Consider the following 16159-nt stretch of genomic DNA (forward strand, 5'->3'; position numbering starts at 1 on the left):
CCCGCCCCCGCCGCAACCAAGGGCGGCGGCGGGGGCGGCGGTAGGCTGCGGGCGTGCGTCTGCCCGAGCCGTCCCGGCTGCTGTCCCTGTTCCTCGCGGTGCCCGGCGGCCTCCTCCTCTGGTCCGCGTTCCCCGACGCCGGAGCGTGGCCCGCCGCCTTCGTCGCGGTCGCCGTCCTGTACTGGGCGCTCGGGCGGGACAGCGCCTGGTGGAACTTCCTGATCGGCCTGCTGTTCGGCCTGTCCTTCTTCCTGCCCCACCTGTGGTGGGCGCACGAGTCGACCGAGACCGCGCCCTGGATCGCCATGTCGACGGTCGAAGCCCTGTTCCTCGCGGTGTTCGGCGCGCTGTGGACCTGGGTACGCCGCGCGAGGTTCCTGCGCCGCCGCGGCTGGCGGCTCGCCGCGGCGTTCGCCGTGCTCTACGTCGCGGTGGAGCAGTGGCGCGCCGAGGTTCCGTTCGGCGGGTTCCCCTGGGGCCGCCTCGCGTGGACGATGGCGGGCACCCCCACCGGACGCGCCGCCTGGCTGGGCGGCACCGTCGCCGTGAGCCTGCTCGTCGCGTTCGCGGGCGTGCTGCTCGCCCTGTCCGTGGCCGGCGCGGTCCGCGCGGTCCGGAACACTCAGCGCAGCACACCCGGCCGCGAGGTAGGCCGCGCCGCCGGAGCCCTCGCGCTGGGGGTCGCGGTCGCCGTCGCGCCGCTCGTGCTGCCGCTGGCGATGTCCGCGACCGCCGGTGCCGTCGAGACGCCGGACGGGGCAGAGGTGTACGACGCCGGGAGCGATCTGGCGCAGGACGGGACGCTGTGGGCCGGCGCGGTGCAGGGGAACGTGGGGGAGCCGGGTCTTGGTGCTTTCGCGAACCGGGCGGAGGTGCTGAACAACCATCTGGAGGGCACGTACACGCTGGCGGAGGACTTCGCGGGTGAGCTGGACGTGGTGCTGTGGCCGGAGAACGGCAGCGACCTGGACCCGCAGACGACGCCGGACGTGGCACGGGGGCTGGACGATGCGGCGACGGCGGTGGGGGCGCCCATCCTGGTGGGGGCGCAGGAGTTCCCGGAGTCGGGCGGTCGGTACAACGTCTCGCTGCTGTGGCAGGCGGGCAGCGGTGTGATCGGGCGGTACGCGAAGCAGCATCCGGCGCCGTTCGGTGAGTACATCCCGATGCGGCCGTTCCTGCGGCTGCTGTCGGACCAGGTGGACCGGGTGACGACGGACATGATCGCGGGGGTGAACCCGCCGGTCGTGGAGGTGCCGAGCCGGCTGGGGCAGGGCGGGTACCGGATGGGCACGATCATCTGTTTCGAGGTGGCGTACGACGAGATCGTGCGGGACGCGGTCCTGGAGGGTGCGCAGGTGCTGGTGATCCCGACGAACAACGCGTCGTTCGGGTTCACGGCGGAGTCGACGCAGCAGCTGGCGATGTCGCGGATGCAGGCGATCACGACGGGCCGGGCCGCGGTGCAGATCTCGACGGTGGGTGTGTCGGGGGTGATCACGCCGGACGGCACGGTGGTGCGGCGTACGGGGTTGTTCACGGCTGACGAGTTCGTGACGCACCTGCCGTTGCGGTCCTCGATCACGCCGGCGGTGGCCGCGGGGTACTGGCCGGGCTGGGTGGTCGGTGGTCTGGCGGTGGCCCTGGTCGTGACAGGTCTGATCGGTGGACGTAAGAACCGGCAGGCGCGAAACCGGTAGACGCCAGAACGACCGTCGGGTCCGGACCATGTGGTCCGGACCCGACGGTCGTTCAGCTGCTTTCAGGTACTGCTTTCAAGTGCTGCTCTCAGGCGGAGCGGCGGAGCTTGCCGGCGCGCAGCAGCTCGAGGCGCTCGTCGAGCAGGTCTTCGAGCTCCTTCACCGTGCGGCGCTCCAGGAGCATGTCCCAGTGGGTGCGCTGGGGCTTCGTCGCCTTGGGCTCCGGCTTCTCGGCGTCGCGCAGGAGAGCTTCCTCGCCGCAGCGGCACTCCCAGATCGGGGGTACGTCCGCGTCAGTGGCGAAGGGCAGGATGATGGTGTGGCCATTGGGGCAGTCGTAGTAGGCCTGGAACCGAGGGGCGAAGTCCACGCCCTCGTCGGACTCCATGCTCTTACTACCGATGCTCATACCGCGCAGGGACCGGTCGGGCACGATGTCCTCCAGAGGGTTGTCGGGATTTGGGGCGGAAAAAGGTCCGTAGTGCCAACGCGGGGACCCTCTGTGATGTTCCAGCCGTGATTGCTCAAGCTTTTCGGCCGTCGATTTTCCAGCCGTCTGATCAGGCTACGCGTCGGATGTGCGCTCGCAAGCGCACTCCGGGCAAACTGGGCGCTGATGTGCCCGATCTCACGTGCGTCCCGGCCGGTGGGAGCAGGCTCGGATGGGAACAATCGAGACTAGCAGCAGGTTGAGGCCGACGTGCATGCATCTGCATGAACATCTGGAAGAGCAGCAGCACACAACCTTGGGAGCACAGGCATCATGCAGTTCGGGATCTTCAGTGTCAGCGACGTGACGACGGACCCGACCACGGGACATACCCCGGACGACACCGAACGCGTCAAGGCGATGCTCACCATCGCGAAGCACGCCGACGAGGCGGGCCTGGACGTCTTCGCCACGGGTGAGCACCACAACCCGCCGTTCGTGGCCTCCAGCCCGACCACGATGCTCGGCTACCTCGCGGGCGTGACGAAGAACATCACCCTGTCCACGGCGACGACGCTGATCACGACGAACGACCCGGTCCGGATCGCCGAGGAGTACGCGATGCTCCAGGTCATCTCCGACGGCCGGATGGACCTGATGATGGGCCGCGGTAACACCGGCCCCGTCTACCCGTGGTTCGGGCAGGACATCCGCCAGGGCATCCCGCTCGCGATCGAGAACTACGCGCTCGTGCGCAAGCTGTGGACCGAGGACGTCGTGGACTGGGAGGGCAAGTTCCGCACCCCCTTGCAGGGCTTCACCGCCACCCCGCGCCCGCTGGACGGCGTGCCGCCGTTCGTGTGGCACGGCTCGATCCGCTCCCCCGAGATCGCCGAGCAGGCCGCGTACTACGGTGACGGATTCCTGCACAACAACATCTTCTGGCCGATGAGCCACACCCAGCAGATGATCGCGTTCTACCGGCAAAGGTTCGAGCACTACGGCCACGGCCGCGCCGACCAGGCGATCGTGGGCCTGGGCGGGCAGGCGTTCATCCGCAAGAACAGCCAGGCGGCGTGGGACGAGTTCCGTCCGTACTTCGACAACGCGCCCGTCTACGGGCACGGCCCCTCCATGGAGGACTTCACGCGCGACACCCCGCTGACCGTCGGGTCCCCGCAGCAGGTCATCGACCGGTACGGGTCGTTCATCGACGACGTCGGCTACTACCAGCGCCAGCTCTTCCTCGTCGACCACGCGGGCCTGCCCCTGAAGACGGTCCTGGAGCAGATCGACCTCCTGGCCTCCGACGTCGTGCCGCAGCTGCGCAAGATCGCCGACGCCAAGCGCCCCGCCGACGTCCCGGCCAACCCCCCGACGCACGCCGAGCGGGTCGCCGCGGCCCGCGCGAAGGGTGCGACCGGCGCCACGCACGTCGGTGACGGCGGGGACGAGTACACCGGCACGCTGGCCGAGGAAACACTGGCCGAGGAAACAGAGGTCCTGTCATGACCGACTTCAAGACCGACGGATCGACCCACCGCACGATCGCGGTCGTGCACGCCGGGCTGGGACAGCCCTCCTCCACGCGCCTGCTCGCGGACCGTCTCGCGGACGCCACGGTGCGCGAGCTGGAAGCCCTGGGCCAGGACGTGAGCGTCGAGGTCGTCGAGCTGCGTGACCACGGCCACGCGATCATCGACGCGATGCTCACGGGGTTCCCCACCGGCGACCTCGCCCACGCGATCGACACGATCACCCGGGCCGACGCCGTCATCGCCGTCACCCCGCTGTTCACCACCACGTATTCGGGGCTGTTCAAGTCGTTCGTCGACATCCTCGACAAGGAAGCGCTCACGGGCATGCCCGTCCTACTCGGCGCGACGGGCGGCACACCCCGCCACTCCCTCGCCCTGGAGTACTCGATGCGGCCCCTGTTCACCTACCTGCGGGCCGACGTCGTCACCACATCGGTCTTCGCAGCCACGGACGACTGGGCCCAGGGCGCGGGCACCGGGCACGACGACGGGGGCAGCTCCCTGCCGCAACGCATCGAACGCGCCGGCCGGGCCCTCGCGACCCTCGTGCTCGCCCGCGGCGAGCACACCAAGCCCACCGACCCGTTCGCCACCACCCCGAGCTTCCTGGACATGCTCGGCGGCGACCGGGACAGCAACTGAGGAGCGACCAGGCAGAAGCCCTGGTCGGCAGTCACGCCCGGGGCTTGCATGCCCCGGGCCCGGCGGGGAACATATGGGACAGCGGTCGCCGCTGGTCGTGGCCTGGACGATGGGTGAGGGAGCTGTCATGGCGGACGGTACGGAGAATCAGGTCTCGGACGGTTCGAGCACCAACAGCCCTCAGGGACCGCACGCCCCCTACCTGGAGGCCGACACCGGACGCGTCGCCCGGATAGTGGCGGCGCTGCGCAAGGCCCACGCGGAGCAGGTGGCTGCCGGCTCCACCACGAACACGGGCATGAACACGGGCATGAACACGGGCACGGACACCGCCGAGCTGTCCGATGCTCCCGCACCCCGCCGGGAGACCAGCGGCGTGAGGCCCACCAAGCCGGCCGTACCCACGCTGCGCTGGAACCCGGGCGCCCGTTACCGTGCGTCGCGCCTCGCGGACCGCCCCGTGACGGATGCGCCGCAGGCCGCACCCGTGCCGGCAGCCGTACCTGGCCCGCCGGCACCGGTGCCCGCCCCGCCCGGCCCTCCGGCACTTCCGGCCGCGGGTCCGGTCCCGCCGCCCCCAGCCCTCGCCGGGCGTCTCTTCCGTGGGCCCGCCCGGCGGACCGCCGTCTTCGAACGCGAGATCTGGTACCCCGTCAGCCGGTCGCACGTGCCGCGTGATGTCAGCGAGGCGCTCGTCGCCGCGGTGGAGCGCTATCGCAAGGGCTCCATCTCGACGTCGGGCCTCGTCCGCGCGATCGGTAGGGCGCACGCCGCCTGACCCGGTACAGCCCGCTGGACCGGGCTTTTCCTCCGCGTGCCCAGCGCTTTTCCGCATCGCGGCAATCTCCCTGGCTCGATCGTCGTTGTTCGCCCCCGTACGCCCTTGTCCCGCGTTCGTACAGCGGAGGAACATTTCGTTGCACGAACGAGCACGCGGCATGGGCTCGTGACCGAGTGCACCACGCGCCGCGTCCTGTCCCTCCCTTCAGGGGAGGCGCCGAACGAGGCACCTGGCGGCCGGGACGAGGGAGGGCAGCACCAGTGATGCGACGACAGGTGGGCGCGGCCCTCGGCGTGATCGGCGTGGTCAGCACGATCGGGCTCCTCAGCGGCTGCATGAGCGACCAGGCAGCCGCGGGCTTCACCGCACCCGAGGACTACGAGACGGTCGAGCAGCTCGTGTCGGACGCCGACGTCGTGGCCGTCGTGCAGGCGGGCGACCAGGCGGTCGACGTCGTCGACAAGGTGCCGTACACCCGCACCGAGCTGAAGCTGCGCAAGGTGCTGCTGGGCGTGGTGGCGAAGAACGCGCACCTCGCCGTCACCCAGGTCGGGTCCACGGCGTCACCGCCCGGGGCCGGGCTGGCCGCCGTCCTGCGGGACGGCCACGAGTACGTGGTCGTGCTGCACCGCACCGGGGCGGGGGAGTTCGAGATCGTCGGCCCCGGCGTCTGGCGCGCCGACACGCTGGGTACGAGCCTGACCCTGCACACGACGATGCTGCCCTCCGTCCCCGCGGCCATCCCGCACGTGACCACGCCGTGGGCTCTCGAGGTGGAGCTCGGCGAGGCCGCGGAGTCGCTCGGCACGAGCATCATCGGCAGCCACTGAGCCTGCCCGACCACTGACCCTGCCCACCCCGGCTGGGCCAGACTGGGCGTATGACGCGCAGCCTCGTGCTCACCGCGGACGACGCAGGCACCGACCCCGACGCCGACCGCGAGATCGCCGCCCTGCTGGCCGGCTCGCCCCTGACAGCGACGAGCGTGATCACCGCACACGCCGACGGGGACCCGCCGGGCAGCCTCGAGAACCCGGGCGCGGCGCGTGCCGTGAAGCTGCTCGCCCGCGCGGCACCCGACGTCGCACCCGGTGTGCACGTCGTGCTCCCGGCACCCGCGCCGGTGGGCGGGTTCGACGACGTCGCCGACCGGGTCAGCGACCAGATCGACGCCCTGGCTCGCGCCACGTCCGCCGTCGGCTCGCCCCCGCCCGACCGCCTCGACTCCCACCAGGGCACGCTCTACGGGCTGCTGGGCCGCTCCTACCTTGCCGAGGCGATAGCGGTGTGCGCGCGGCGCGGCCTGGCCCTCCGCCTGCCCCGCGGTCTCGAGCTGTACGGGGACGGCGACCCCCTGCTGGCCACGGGCGTCGTGCGGGAGCGGCACGCGAGCGCCGTGGCGGCGGCCGACGCCGCGGGGGTGCGTCTGCCGCGGGTCATCGCCACGCACCGTGGCGGCGACGCGGAGGCCCGCGACTACGCGGCGTTGCGCGACCACTACCTGCGTCTGTTGGGGCGGCTGCCCGAGGGGACCAGCGAGATCTTCCTGCATCCGGCCCCGGACACGCCGCGCCTGCGGGAGCTGTCGGTGGGGTGGTGGCGCAAGCGGACGTGGGAGCTGCGGCTGCTGGGCGATCCGGTTTTCATCCGGGAGATCGAGCGGCAGGGCATCGACCTGGTCAGCGGGTGGTGAGTAGGCTCGCCGACGTGGACGCCGAGCCTGCGGGGACGTCGCCGATGCGCTACGGCATCGGCATGTTCGGCACCTCGCTGCCGATCAACCTCGTCAAGGGCTCGATGCTCTACGTGTACGTGGAGCTGCTCGGCCTGGACGCCGTCGTCTACGCGGCCGTGTATGCGGTCTACGGGGTGCTCGACGCGCTGGACAACCCGCTGTTCGGGTACCTGTCGGACCGGACGCGGTCGCGGTGGGGGCGGCGTCGGCCGTACCTGGTGACCGGTGCGCTGGTGCTGGCGGTCACGACCGTCGCGCTGTTCTCCGTGCCGGGGCCGGTGGCCGACTCCGCGGTGGGGCTCGCGGTGTGGTTCGCGGTGTTCGCGATCACCACCGAGATGGCCGACTCCCTGATCAACGCGAGCTACGGGGCGCTGCTGCCCGAGCTGTTCACGCAGGAGCGGCGGCGGGCGACGGCGAACGCCGTGCGGCAGGGCGCCCAGCTCATCGCGCTGGTGATCGCGCTGGCGCTGACGCCCGTCCTGGCGCGGAACGTGCTGGGCACCGAGGGTTCGACGGTCGGTTACGGGCGTCTGGCGGTGATCTTCGCGGTGGTGGCGGCGGCCGTGATCCTGTGGACGGCGTTCGGTGTGCGGGAGGATCCCGCGCTCGACGCGGAGCCGAAGCCGCTGTTCTTCCGGTCGGTCCGGCAGATCCTGTCGACGTCGCAGTTCTGGACGGTCGGGATCGTGAACGCCTGCTACGGCTCCGCGATGGCGCTGGTCCTCGGTGGCCTGCAGCTGTACGTGCACCACACGCTGCAGGGCTCGGCCCTGGACGCGAGCATCCTGCAGCTCGTGGTGATCGTGGTGGCGATCGGGATGCTGAGCGTGTGGGCCGCCGTCGTGCGGCGCAAGGGTGCCGCGTGGACGTGGCGGCTCGCGCTGCCGGTCGCGGCCGTCGGGTTCGTGCCCATGTACTTCGCGAACGACCTGCTCACGGGAATCCTCGCCGGGCTCGCGGTCGCCGTCGGCTACTCGGGTGTGCTCGCGACGAACGACCTGGTGATCGCCCGGGTGCTCGACGCCGACGCCGCCCGCCACGGCACGCACCGCAGCGGCCTCTTCCTGGCGTCGTTCGGGGTGCTGGGCCGGCTCAACGGCCTGGTGACGGCCGGGGCGCTGGCATCGCTGGCGCTGTGGTTCGGCTACCGCTCCGGAGCGGACCCCGGGCCTGACCCGGGGCAGGCGTTCCGCGTCTACCTGTCGCTGTACCCGTTCGCGCTGCTCGTGATCGGCACGACGGTGTCGCGGTTCATCAGGCTGCCGGCGGCTCCGGAGGAGACGAGTTCGCCGGAGGCGGGACCTGAGGAGACCGGCTCGCCGGACCCGGGCTCTTCGTACGGGCCGGAGCCCGTCACGCGCTGATCGCCAGCAGCGTGCGGTCGGGGGCCTCCAGCCGGTAGGGCCCGGGCTCGGACGGCGCGGGGAGGACGACCCGGTCGCCGCGCACGCGACGCCGTCGTCCGGTCGCGTCCACGAGCACCGTGCCGTCCGCGTCGACGGCCACCAGGTCGCCGCCCACCCGCACCAGTACGGGCTCGCTCGGCCCGGGGAAGCGGCTGATGGCGGTCCGTCCGTGCCGGACGGCGTCCAGGATCGCCTCTGGCGTGCGGTCCTCGGCGGCGACCCACGTGGTGGGCGTGCCGGGAGGGAAACCCTGGTCGGGCGTGTGGAAGTCGCTGCCGCCCAGCAGGACGGGCCGTTCCGCGCTGCCAGGGGCACCGGCCGCCGCCTGCAGGTACGCCCAGGGGCCCGTCGCCGTCAGGTCGAGGAACCACGAGATGTGCCACAGCTCGAGAAATCCGGTCTGCACGGGATGGAGCCACCCGCAGTCGTCCTGAACGGGGTGGTTCACGGACAGCAGGCCGCCGCGCTCCTCGACGTCGGACAGCCACTGCGCCGCCGGACGCCGGAAGTCCACCCAGCCGATGTCACCGAACGCGTTCGCATGGCCCGCGTGCGTGGTCACCTCCTGGCCCGGCAGGAGGCAGACGTCGTATGCGGCACCCACGCCCGGCAGGTGCGCGTGGTGGGAGACGGTGTTGTGGTCGGTCACCGCGAGGAAGTCCAGGCCCCGGCCCGCCGCGGCCGCGGTGAGCTGGGCGATGCTCAGCGTCCCGTCCGAGTGCGTGGTGTGCGCGTGCAGGTCGCCCGCGAACCAGGTCAGGCCTGCCGGCGCCGGCAGGTCCCGCCCGAGGCGGGTGCGGCCGGCCCCTGCCCTGAAACCGACCCCGCTGCCCGACGGCGGAGGCGGGGCGGGCGGCTCGTCCTCGACCACACCGGCGTCGACCCCCGTGGCGATCGTGACGGTGACGTCGACCGGCTCGGGCGGCAGCCCGTGCAGACCGAGCACCACCGCCCACCGGCCGGGAATCAGCTCGCCGGGCTCGTACCCGGGAGTCGCGGCGCCCGGCGTGATCACGAAGCGGGACCGGGCGCCGCCGGACCACCCGCGCCAGCGTTCCGGGTCGCGGCAGCCCAGGTCGATCACCGCGGCGTCCCGGTCGAAGCCGAGGGTGACCTCCAGTGCGTCGGCGGTGCGGCCGGGCTGGATCTCGAACGGCACCTCGAGGTACCGGTTCTCGATCTGGTCGTCGATCGACAGCCGCAGGCGGCGCTCCTCGCTGGTCACGCCTTGAGCGTAGTGACGTTCTCAGCGCCCGAGGATCTCGGCGAGGAACTCGATGGCCGCCGGGTACGCGTCCTTGCGGTTGGCACGCTTGGCCAGGCCGTGCCCCTCGTCGTCGTACACGCGCAGCTCGTGCCGGATGCCGCGCTCCGCGAGCGCCGCCGCGATCTGTTGTGCCTCGGACAGCGGGACGCGGGGGTCGTTGGCGCCGTGGATCACGAACAGGGGTGCGCGGAGCTGGTCGAGGTAGGTGATGGGGGAGGCGGCGGTGAGGAGTTCGCGGTCGTGCTCGAGGCTGCCGTACTCGCGTTCGCGGGCTGCGCGGCGGTACTCGGAGGTGTTCTCGAGGAAGGTGACGAGCGAGGACATGCCGACGATGTCGACGCCGGCTGCCCAGAGGTCGGGTTGCATGGTGGTGCCGGCCAGGACCATGTAGCCGCCGTAGGAGCCGCCCCAGAGTGCGCTGCGTGCGGGGTCGAGGCCGAGCTCGGGCAGCCAGGCCTGGAGGGCGGCGAGGTCGGCGACGGAGTCGAGCCGCTTGTCGACGTCGTCGAGGCTGACCCAGCGCTTGCCGTACCCGGCGGAGCCGCGGACGTTGGGGACGAGCACGGTGAGGCCTGCGGCGGCGAGCGCCTGGATGATCGGCGAGAAGAGGCGGGCGGCTTCGGCCTCGGGGCCGCCGTGGACGAGGACCACCGAGGCGCCGTCGAGTGCGGCGCCTGTGCTCGTGGCGCCGGTATTTGTGGCGTCGCCACTCATGCCGTCGCCGGTGGGTGTGGGGCGGTACACGAAACAGGGGATCTGTTCGCCGTCCGGGGCGGGGACGCGGTGCACGGTGGGCAGCGAGACGGGGACGCTGTCAGGGACCTCGGCACGTCCGTCGACGACAGTCGTCGCGGCGCCGGTGGCCGCGTCGACGAGGTGGACGGAGCCAGGGTCGCCGGAGGTGGTGAGGTGCATGGCGAAGCGTGAGGAGTCGGGGGCCCAGACGACGGTGGGCACCCCGGCGTCGGGCAGGGCGACGTCGCAGCGGTGGGTGCCGTCGGGTTCGTGCACGGCCAGGGTGGTGACGCCGTCCTGGTGGTGGCCCACGACCATCGCCGTGCCGTCGGGGGAGAGGACCACCTCGAGGTCGTGGTCGTCGGCCTCGACGAGGGTCTGCCAGGCGGTGTCCTCGGGGCTGCCGGTGTCGTCGGAGCTGTTCGCCTCGGCCGGGCGCACACGGACGACGGCGGCGAACTCGCGGTCGTGGTCCGACGCCATGACGAGCGCGTCGTCGTCGTCGGTCCAGGCGACCTGTGCGTGATGGGCGTGCTCGTCCGGGGCCGTGAGGGCGGTGGCGCTGTCTCCGCTGTCGCCCGCGACGAGGATCTGCGTGGAGCGCGGCTGGCTGCTGAGCACCGTGATCGCGACCGAGCGACGGTCGTGGGAGGCGACGGCGGCCGCGAGGTAACCTCCGCCGTCGTACAGGGTGGTCTCGGTTCCCGTCGCCAGGTCGTGGACCACGAGGTCGAAGTCGACGCCGTCGCGCCGGTTCGTCAGGAAGACCACGGAGCCTGCGGAGACGTCGGCGAGGTCGTGCTTGTACTCGGGGTCGTGCACCAGGGGCGCCAGCGCCTCCAGCGAGGCGGGCAGCGTCGCGGTTGCCATGCTGTCGGAGGGCGCCAGGTCGAGCAGGCTGAGCTGTGTCCGCTCGTCACCGCCGTTGTCGTGCTGCACCACCACGAGACGCGTGCCCGGGACGTAGCGGCCGGAGCAGCGGGACGGCAGCGCGGTGAGCTGGGTCCGGGTGCCGTCGGGCGCGATCTCGACGAGCTGCATGCTGCCGGACTCGTCGTTCCCGGCGAGGATCCGGCCCTCGGGATCGACGTCGAACACCGCCCAGGCGGTCAGGTCGAGCAGGGCGTTGATGATCTCTGGCACGGAGGTCACGGGTGCGGAAGTCACTCGAGCAACCTAGCGGGACAGCACGGTCGTTGTCCCCGGCCGGGTGCGGTCGCCGGCGGGATCGTCGTGGCTGGTGGGCTCGTGGGTGGCCCGGAATACGGTTGCACCCGCGCTCGGGCGCAGGCAGGCTGCGGTGACCGCCAGGGGCAGGCGCCCTCGGTGAGCCAATCGTCGAACCAGCCGTCGACCCGGCTGTCGAGCAAGGAGCTGCTGTGCGCCACTCCCAAGCCCCAGTCATCACGGAGGTCTCCGTCGCGGAGGCCAAGGATGGCCCGTACGGTGTGGCCGCCGGACCCGACGGCGCCCTGTGGCTCACCTTCGCGCAGAGCGGTCGCATCGCGCGGCTCAGCCTGGACGGCGAGGTCACGGAGTACGCCCTGGACTCGACCGAGTGCCAGCCCACGGTCATCACCCCCGGTCCCGACGGCGCGCTCTGGTTCACCCGCACCAAGGACCACCGGATAGGCCGCATCACCACCGAGGGCGTCATGCGGTCCTACCCCGTGCCGACGCCGGACAGCGGCCCGTACGGCATCACCGCCGGACCCGACGGCGCCGTGTGGTTCACCGAGATGAGCACCGACAAGGTCGGGCACATCGACGTCGAGGGCCGGGTCACGGAGTTCGACCTACCGCTGACGGGCGCCATGCCCTCGGCGATCACCACCGGGCCGGACGGCGCCCTGTGGTTCACCCTCAACCAGGCGAACGCGATAGGCCGGATCACCGTCCAGGGCGACATCACCGTCCACCCGCTGCCCACCCCCGGCGCGGCGCCGGTAGGCATCACCAGCGACGGAGTCGCCCTGTGGTTCGTCGAAATCATGGCGGGGCAGATCGGCCGCATCACCACCGACGGCGCGATCCAGGAGTTCCCGCTGCCCGACCGCGCGGCCAAGCCCCACGCCATCGTCGCCACCGGCACCGGTGACTGCTGGTTCACGGAATGGGGCGCCAACCGGATCGGCCACATCACCGTGCCGGACGATGTGGCCAACGATGCACCGAAGAGCGCCGGCGGCCACGAGGCGACCGGCAGCGACTCGACCAGCTACGCGGTGACCAGCCATGAGCTCCCCACACCGTCGTCCGAGCCGCACGGCATCACCGTCGGCGCGGACGGAGCACTCTGGGCGGCCCTGGAGATCGGCGCAGTCGCGCGCGTGGCCGCGCCGTAGCGCCGACCGGGTACGGGTCACGCGGCCCTGGGCCACGCGCGGCCCAGCTCGATCCGATGACCGTGCCGGCTGGTGAACGTCCACCGGCCCGGCTGATCCGGGTTCGCGCCGGCCTCCCAGGCCATCGTGATCCCGGTGGTGTCCACCAGCGTGTGGTGATGCCAGCACAACAGCGCCGAGTTCGCGACGGACGTCTCTCCGCCGTCGGCCCAGTGCCGTAGTGCGTGGTGCACCTCGCACCGGCTCGGAGGCTGATCGCACCCGGGGTAGACACAATGCTGGTCTCTCGCGATCACCGCTTTGCGCATCTGGCCTGTCACCGTGCGCTGCGCACGACCGACGTCGATAGCCGTCCCGTCCGCGCCGAACACGACGCGCGTGATCTCCGCATCGCACGTCAGCCGGCGCAGCAGATCACGCGGGACGACGCTGCCCGTCGCCGAAGCGCCGGTGAACGTCGCGGGCTGGGCCGTCAAGGACGTCAGGTCCGCGGGTCGGAGCCCGCCGGTGCCTGTGCGCACCGCTGCTTCGGTGTGCGCGGCTGCTCCCGTGTGCGTGGCGGCGGCTCGGTCCGTGTACCGGATCAGCTCCGTCAGCGAGACCGTGACGTGGACGTGCGGTCGCACCGCGGCACCCGTGCCGACACGACCGTTGTCCAGCACGTCCCGGGCGACGTCGGCCAGGGCCTGCGCACGGCGTTGCGTCGGCGTGCGGTCGTCGCCCGGCGTCGGAGCGCCCATCATCGAGCCGAGCACCGTCGCCAGCAGCTGCCCGTGCTCGTCCGTCAAGAACCCGTTGACGTGCCAGCCACCGAAGGTCGGGGAGACCTCCAGGTGCTCCCGCTCGGTAGCTCTCCGGTATCCGCGGTCGTCCGCGTCCGGGTCGACGACCTGCCCGAACCGCCTCAGCACCCGACGGAACCGCGACGGGTCACAAGCGCCCGCCAGGCCGGTCAGGTATTCCTCGCCGGTGATCGCCGGGGGACCGGGGCTGCCGTCCTCGGTCGAGCTGTCGACGCCCGGCTCCGCAGAGTCCGGCCCCACCGAATCCTGGTTCGTCGGCCCGGTGGTCGCCTCGTCGGTGCTCGCCCCGTCGCCGGTGGGTGAGTCGGAAGCGTGACCGGCCGGCGGGCTGGGAACTACAGCCGGCACCATGCCGGGCGGCAGATCATCCGGCTCGATCGGTGCGGCGAGCGCGGCCTTGCGGGCGTCGCTGGTCGGAGCCACGTCCACCAGTGCGCGGACGTGGTCGGCGCCGATACCGCCCGCGAGCGCCGTGGTGAGGGTGGAGGGCAGGTGGTCGCGCAGCGCTCGGCCGGTCCGGGTCTCACGCTTCGCGGTTGTCGTGCTGACGTTCTCCGTCCGCGCCAGCCAGGCCGAGAAGTTTCGTGCGCCTGTCGTCTGCCACGGGAGCTCCGCCTCGATGACGGGCAGCCAGGTGAGCCGGAGCGTGTCCAGCCGCGTTCCGAGTGCGCGGAGCCGGGGTGCGGCGGACGCAAGACGGGAGGCGGCGACGCCACCTGCCGCGGCGTGCCCGCCGATACCAGCCACCGCGTCGGGACCGGCCGACACGACAAGCTCGTCGGTCAGGGACTCCAGGTCGGTCAGCGCCTCTTCGAAGGTGCGGACTGCGGGCTCCTGACCGGACGGGGGCGGGATCGTGAATGCCATGGTGCGCCGCCTCCGTCCTCGTCTCTTGCGGTTCCCGGTGCGGGTACCTCACCTCTCGATTCTATCGAACGTGTGTACGCATGGTGCGCGCTGTTTGAAATCTGTGGATAACCTTTTAGCCGGCTCAGAGGCGTGAACCGTCAGCTGGAGAGCGGGTGCTGCTCCACGTAGTGCGGGTTGTACATGACCCCGAGGATGTTCCCGAACGGGTCCACCACAGCCGCGGTGACGAAGCCGAGGTCGCCTCGCGGGGTGATCGGCTGGTACTCGGTGGCGCCCAGCTCGATCAGGCGCGCCACCATGCCCTCCAGGTCGTCGACGTGCCAGTACATGAGCGCGCCGCCCGGCGCGGAGGGCAGGCCGGGCGGCGCGAAGGCCCGGCTGACGAGGCCGAGCTCTGCCTCGTTGTCGCCGATCCGGAACTCGGCGTAGGCCAGCGCCCCGTCCGGGCCGGGGCGCTGGAAGTACGGCTCCACCCCGAGCAGCTCGGTGTACCAGGCCGCGGCTGCGGTGACGTCGTCGGCCCAGTAGTTGATGGTGGCAAATCCGCGAAGGTTCATCAGGCCATCACAGCACCACCCACTGACACTCGTGCCCGCCGACGCGCGGGGCCCGCCGCTGGGCAGGGGTGATCTGACGTCGCCGCCTGCCGATCAGCCGCCCGAGCCCCCGGCAGGAACGGTCGACGGGATCGCAGCGGACGCAGCCGCCGCTTCCAGCGCCTCCCGCAGCCCGGCCGCCGTGCCCTCCGCCTGGGCCCGCGCCGCGATCGCCGCCATGCGGGTCTGCTCCGCCTCCGTCGCCTGCTCCCGCGCCGCCGCCAGAGCGTCACGCGATGCGACCAGCTCGCCCTCCAGCCGGGCGACCGACGCGTCTGCGACGGCGCGGGCCGTCTCGGCCGCCGCCTGGTCCCGGTGTGCCTGGGTGGCGTCGGTCCGGGCTGCCTCGAGCGCCTGGCGCACGTCGGCCAGGGACTCCCGCAGCCCGACGGCGGCGCCCTCTGCCTGCGCCCGGGCCGCCTCGGCGTCGGACCGTGCGCGTTCGGCAGCGGCCGTAGCGGCCCGCTCCTGGGCGAGCTCGTCCCGCGCGGCGTCGAGCGCCTGTCGCACGGCGGCCAGGTCGCTCTCCAGCCGGGCCGACGTCGCCACGGCGTCCGCCCGCTCCTTCTCCACCGCGGCACGATCCTCCTCGGCGGACCGCGCCTGCTCGCGCGCCGACTCCAGCACCGCACGGAACTGCGCGAGCTCCGCGTCAGCCTCGTCCACTCGCGCGGCCAGCGCATCCGCCTCGCCGACGACGGCGGTCAGCGCCTCGTCCTGCGCGGCGGCCGCTGCCTCGTGCTCGGACCGCGCCACCTCGACGGCCGCACCCCACAGCGCGTCGAGGCCACGCTCCACCAGCGCGGTGACCGCCGCCGGCAGCTCGGGGAGCGCCTGCCGCGCTTCGTTCTCCGCGGCTCTGCTGTCTCGCCACTCCCGCAGGTACTTCGTCGCCGCCGCGTTGGAGCAGCCCGCGCGCTCGCGCACGTTCGTCACCGTGACGGCAGCACCCTCCGCCGTCAGCGCCTCGGCTGCCTGGAAGACCCGTTCCTTGTCCCGCACGTTGATCCCCGATCCATCAGTCATTCCGGCCCACAGTTTCGCGCACAGTTTTCGCGCTCGTAGTAGTACGAGTAGTGCGACAATACTACTACTACTTCTCGTCCCACAAAGTACGCACCCGCTTTCCTGAAGCGGGTGCGTACTGGACCTAGAAATGGCTAGATATCAACGATCTGAAGCCGCTTGGAGGGCTCGAAAGTCAGCGCGAAGAGCACATAGTGAGCACCGAATGCCGCGACTCTGCGCTGCGGAACGCGCGCTCCGTCGCTACCGGCGCGCCGAGCTCCGCCGACGAACCGCCGAGCC

Annotated in this window: 14 protein-coding genes; 8 read left to right on the forward strand and 6 right to left on the reverse strand. The window is 71.9% G+C overall.

Going from position 1 to position 16159, the window contains the following annotated elements; genetic code table 11:
• Positions 1 to 53 precede the first annotated feature (53 nt).
• The gene (lnt, locus tag ACNYC2_RS12340) at positions 54 to 1700 is read left to right on the forward strand and encodes an apolipoprotein N-acyltransferase (protein WP_419707307.1); all 1647 of its coding nucleotides are present in this window, start codon (positions 54 to 56) and stop codon (positions 1698 to 1700) included.
• A gap of 88 nt (positions 1701 to 1788) precedes the next feature.
• On the opposite strand, the gene ACNYC2_RS12345 is transcribed toward lnt, so the two are convergent.
• Positions 1789 to 2133: an RNA polymerase-binding protein RbpA gene (locus tag ACNYC2_RS12345; RefSeq protein WP_026365682.1), complete on the reverse strand. Its 345-nt coding sequence runs from the start codon at positions 2131 to 2133 to the stop codon at positions 1789 to 1791.
• Between the two features lie 330 nt (positions 2134 to 2463).
• Here ACNYC2_RS12345 and ACNYC2_RS12350 point away from each other — a divergent pair, with 330 nt between their 5' ends.
• From ACNYC2_RS12350 to ACNYC2_RS12375, 6 genes are all read left to right on the forward strand, one after another.
• On the forward strand, positions 2464 to 3642 hold the full coding sequence (locus ACNYC2_RS12350) for an LLM class flavin-dependent oxidoreductase (protein ID WP_419707308.1): 1179 nt from the start codon (positions 2464 to 2466) through the stop codon (positions 3640 to 3642).
• Complete coding sequence (locus ACNYC2_RS12355; RefSeq protein ID WP_419707309.1) at positions 3639 to 4310, forward strand: FMN reductase; 672 nt, start codon at positions 3639 to 3641, stop codon at positions 4308 to 4310. Before ACNYC2_RS12350 ends, ACNYC2_RS12355 begins: the two co-directional genes overlap by 4 nt.
• 127 nt (positions 4311 to 4437) lie before the next feature.
• Entirely contained in the window at positions 4438 to 5088 is a 651-nt protein-coding gene (locus tag ACNYC2_RS12360) for a hypothetical protein (RefSeq protein WP_419707310.1), read from the forward strand.
• A gap of 263 nt (positions 5089 to 5351) precedes the next feature.
• Positions 5352 to 5921, forward strand: a complete 570-nt coding sequence (locus ACNYC2_RS12365; RefSeq protein WP_419707311.1) for a hypothetical protein — start codon at positions 5352 to 5354, stop codon at positions 5919 to 5921.
• A gap of 50 nt (positions 5922 to 5971) precedes the next feature.
• The gene (locus tag ACNYC2_RS12370; RefSeq protein ID WP_419707312.1) at positions 5972 to 6784 is read left to right on the forward strand and encodes a ChbG/HpnK family deacetylase; all 813 of its coding nucleotides are present in this window, start codon (positions 5972 to 5974) and stop codon (positions 6782 to 6784) included.
• Positions 6785 to 6798: 14 nt separating this feature from the next.
• Positions 6799 to 8193, forward strand: a complete 1395-nt coding sequence (locus tag ACNYC2_RS12375) for an MFS transporter (RefSeq protein ID WP_419707313.1) — start codon at positions 6799 to 6801, stop codon at positions 8191 to 8193.
• Here the strand turns inward: ACNYC2_RS12375 and ACNYC2_RS12380 are convergent.
• Positions 8183 to 9460 carry a CehA/McbA family metallohydrolase gene (locus ACNYC2_RS12380; protein WP_419707314.1) on the reverse strand — a complete coding sequence of 426 codons (1278 nt, stop codon included), beginning with the start codon at positions 9458 to 9460 and terminating at the stop codon, positions 8183 to 8185. The genes ACNYC2_RS12375 and ACNYC2_RS12380 overlap by 11 nt on opposite strands.
• A 21-nt stretch (positions 9461 to 9481) precedes the next feature.
• Positions 9482 to 11404, reverse strand: coding sequence for a S9 family peptidase (locus ACNYC2_RS12385; protein ID WP_419707315.1), 1923 nt, complete (start codon positions 11402 to 11404; stop codon positions 9482 to 9484).
• A 212-nt stretch (positions 11405 to 11616) separates the two neighbouring features.
• On the opposite strand from ACNYC2_RS12385, the gene ACNYC2_RS12390 reads away from it, so the two are divergent.
• Complete coding sequence (locus tag ACNYC2_RS12390) at positions 11617 to 12582, forward strand: virginiamycin B lyase family protein (RefSeq protein WP_419707316.1); 966 nt, start codon at positions 11617 to 11619, stop codon at positions 12580 to 12582.
• Between the two features lie 17 nt (positions 12583 to 12599).
• Here the strand turns inward: ACNYC2_RS12390 and ACNYC2_RS12395 are convergent, their stop codons facing one another.
• The 3 genes from ACNYC2_RS12395 to ACNYC2_RS12405 form a co-directional block, all read right to left on the reverse strand.
• On the reverse strand, positions 12600 to 14252 hold the full coding sequence (locus ACNYC2_RS12395) for a DUF222 domain-containing protein (protein WP_419707317.1): 1653 nt from the start codon (positions 14250 to 14252) through the stop codon (positions 12600 to 12602).
• Positions 14253 to 14392: 140 nt separating this feature from the next.
• Positions 14393 to 14812 (reverse strand): VOC family protein, encoded by a 420-nt coding sequence (locus ACNYC2_RS12400; RefSeq protein ID WP_419707318.1) that lies wholly within the window; start codon positions 14810 to 14812, stop codon positions 14393 to 14395.
• Positions 14813 to 14905: 93 nt separating this feature from the next.
• Positions 14906 to 15877 (reverse strand): DNA-binding protein, encoded by a 972-nt coding sequence (locus ACNYC2_RS12405; protein ID WP_419707319.1) that lies wholly within the window; start codon positions 15875 to 15877, stop codon positions 14906 to 14908.
• Positions 15878 to 16159 lie beyond the last annotated feature (282 nt).

It is taken from the genome of Promicromonospora sp. NFX87 (assembly GCF_048564965.1).
In the GTDB taxonomy this organism is placed as follows: domain Bacteria; phylum Actinomycetota; class Actinomycetes; order Actinomycetales; family Cellulomonadaceae; genus Promicromonospora.

Bases quoted from the DNA above. Each gene is read 5' to 3' on its own strand.
- ACNYC2_RS12350 (WP_419707308.1), top strand. From the start codon at position 2,464: ATGCAGTTCGGGATCTTCAGTGTCAGCGACGTGACGACGGACCCGACC.
- ACNYC2_RS12355 (WP_419707309.1), top strand. From the start codon at position 3,639: ATGACCGACTTCAAGACCGACGGATCGACCCACCGCACGATCGCGGTC.
- ACNYC2_RS12360 (WP_419707310.1), top strand. From the start codon at position 4,438: ATGGCGGACGGTACGGAGAATCAGGTCTCGGACGGTTCGAGCACCAAC.
- ACNYC2_RS12370 (WP_419707312.1), top strand. From the start codon at position 5,972: ATGACGCGCAGCCTCGTGCTCACCGCGGACGACGCAGGCACCGACCCC.
- ACNYC2_RS12395 (WP_419707317.1), bottom strand. From the start codon at position 14,252: ATGGCATTCACGATCCCGCCCCCGTCCGGTCAGGAGCCCGCAGTCCGC.
- ACNYC2_RS12400 (WP_419707318.1), bottom strand. From the start codon at position 14,812: ATGAACCTTCGCGGATTTGCCACCATCAACTACTGGGCCGACGACGTC.
- ACNYC2_RS12405 (WP_419707319.1), bottom strand. From the start codon at position 15,877: ATGACTGATGGATCGGGGATCAACGTGCGGGACAAGGAACGGGTCTTC.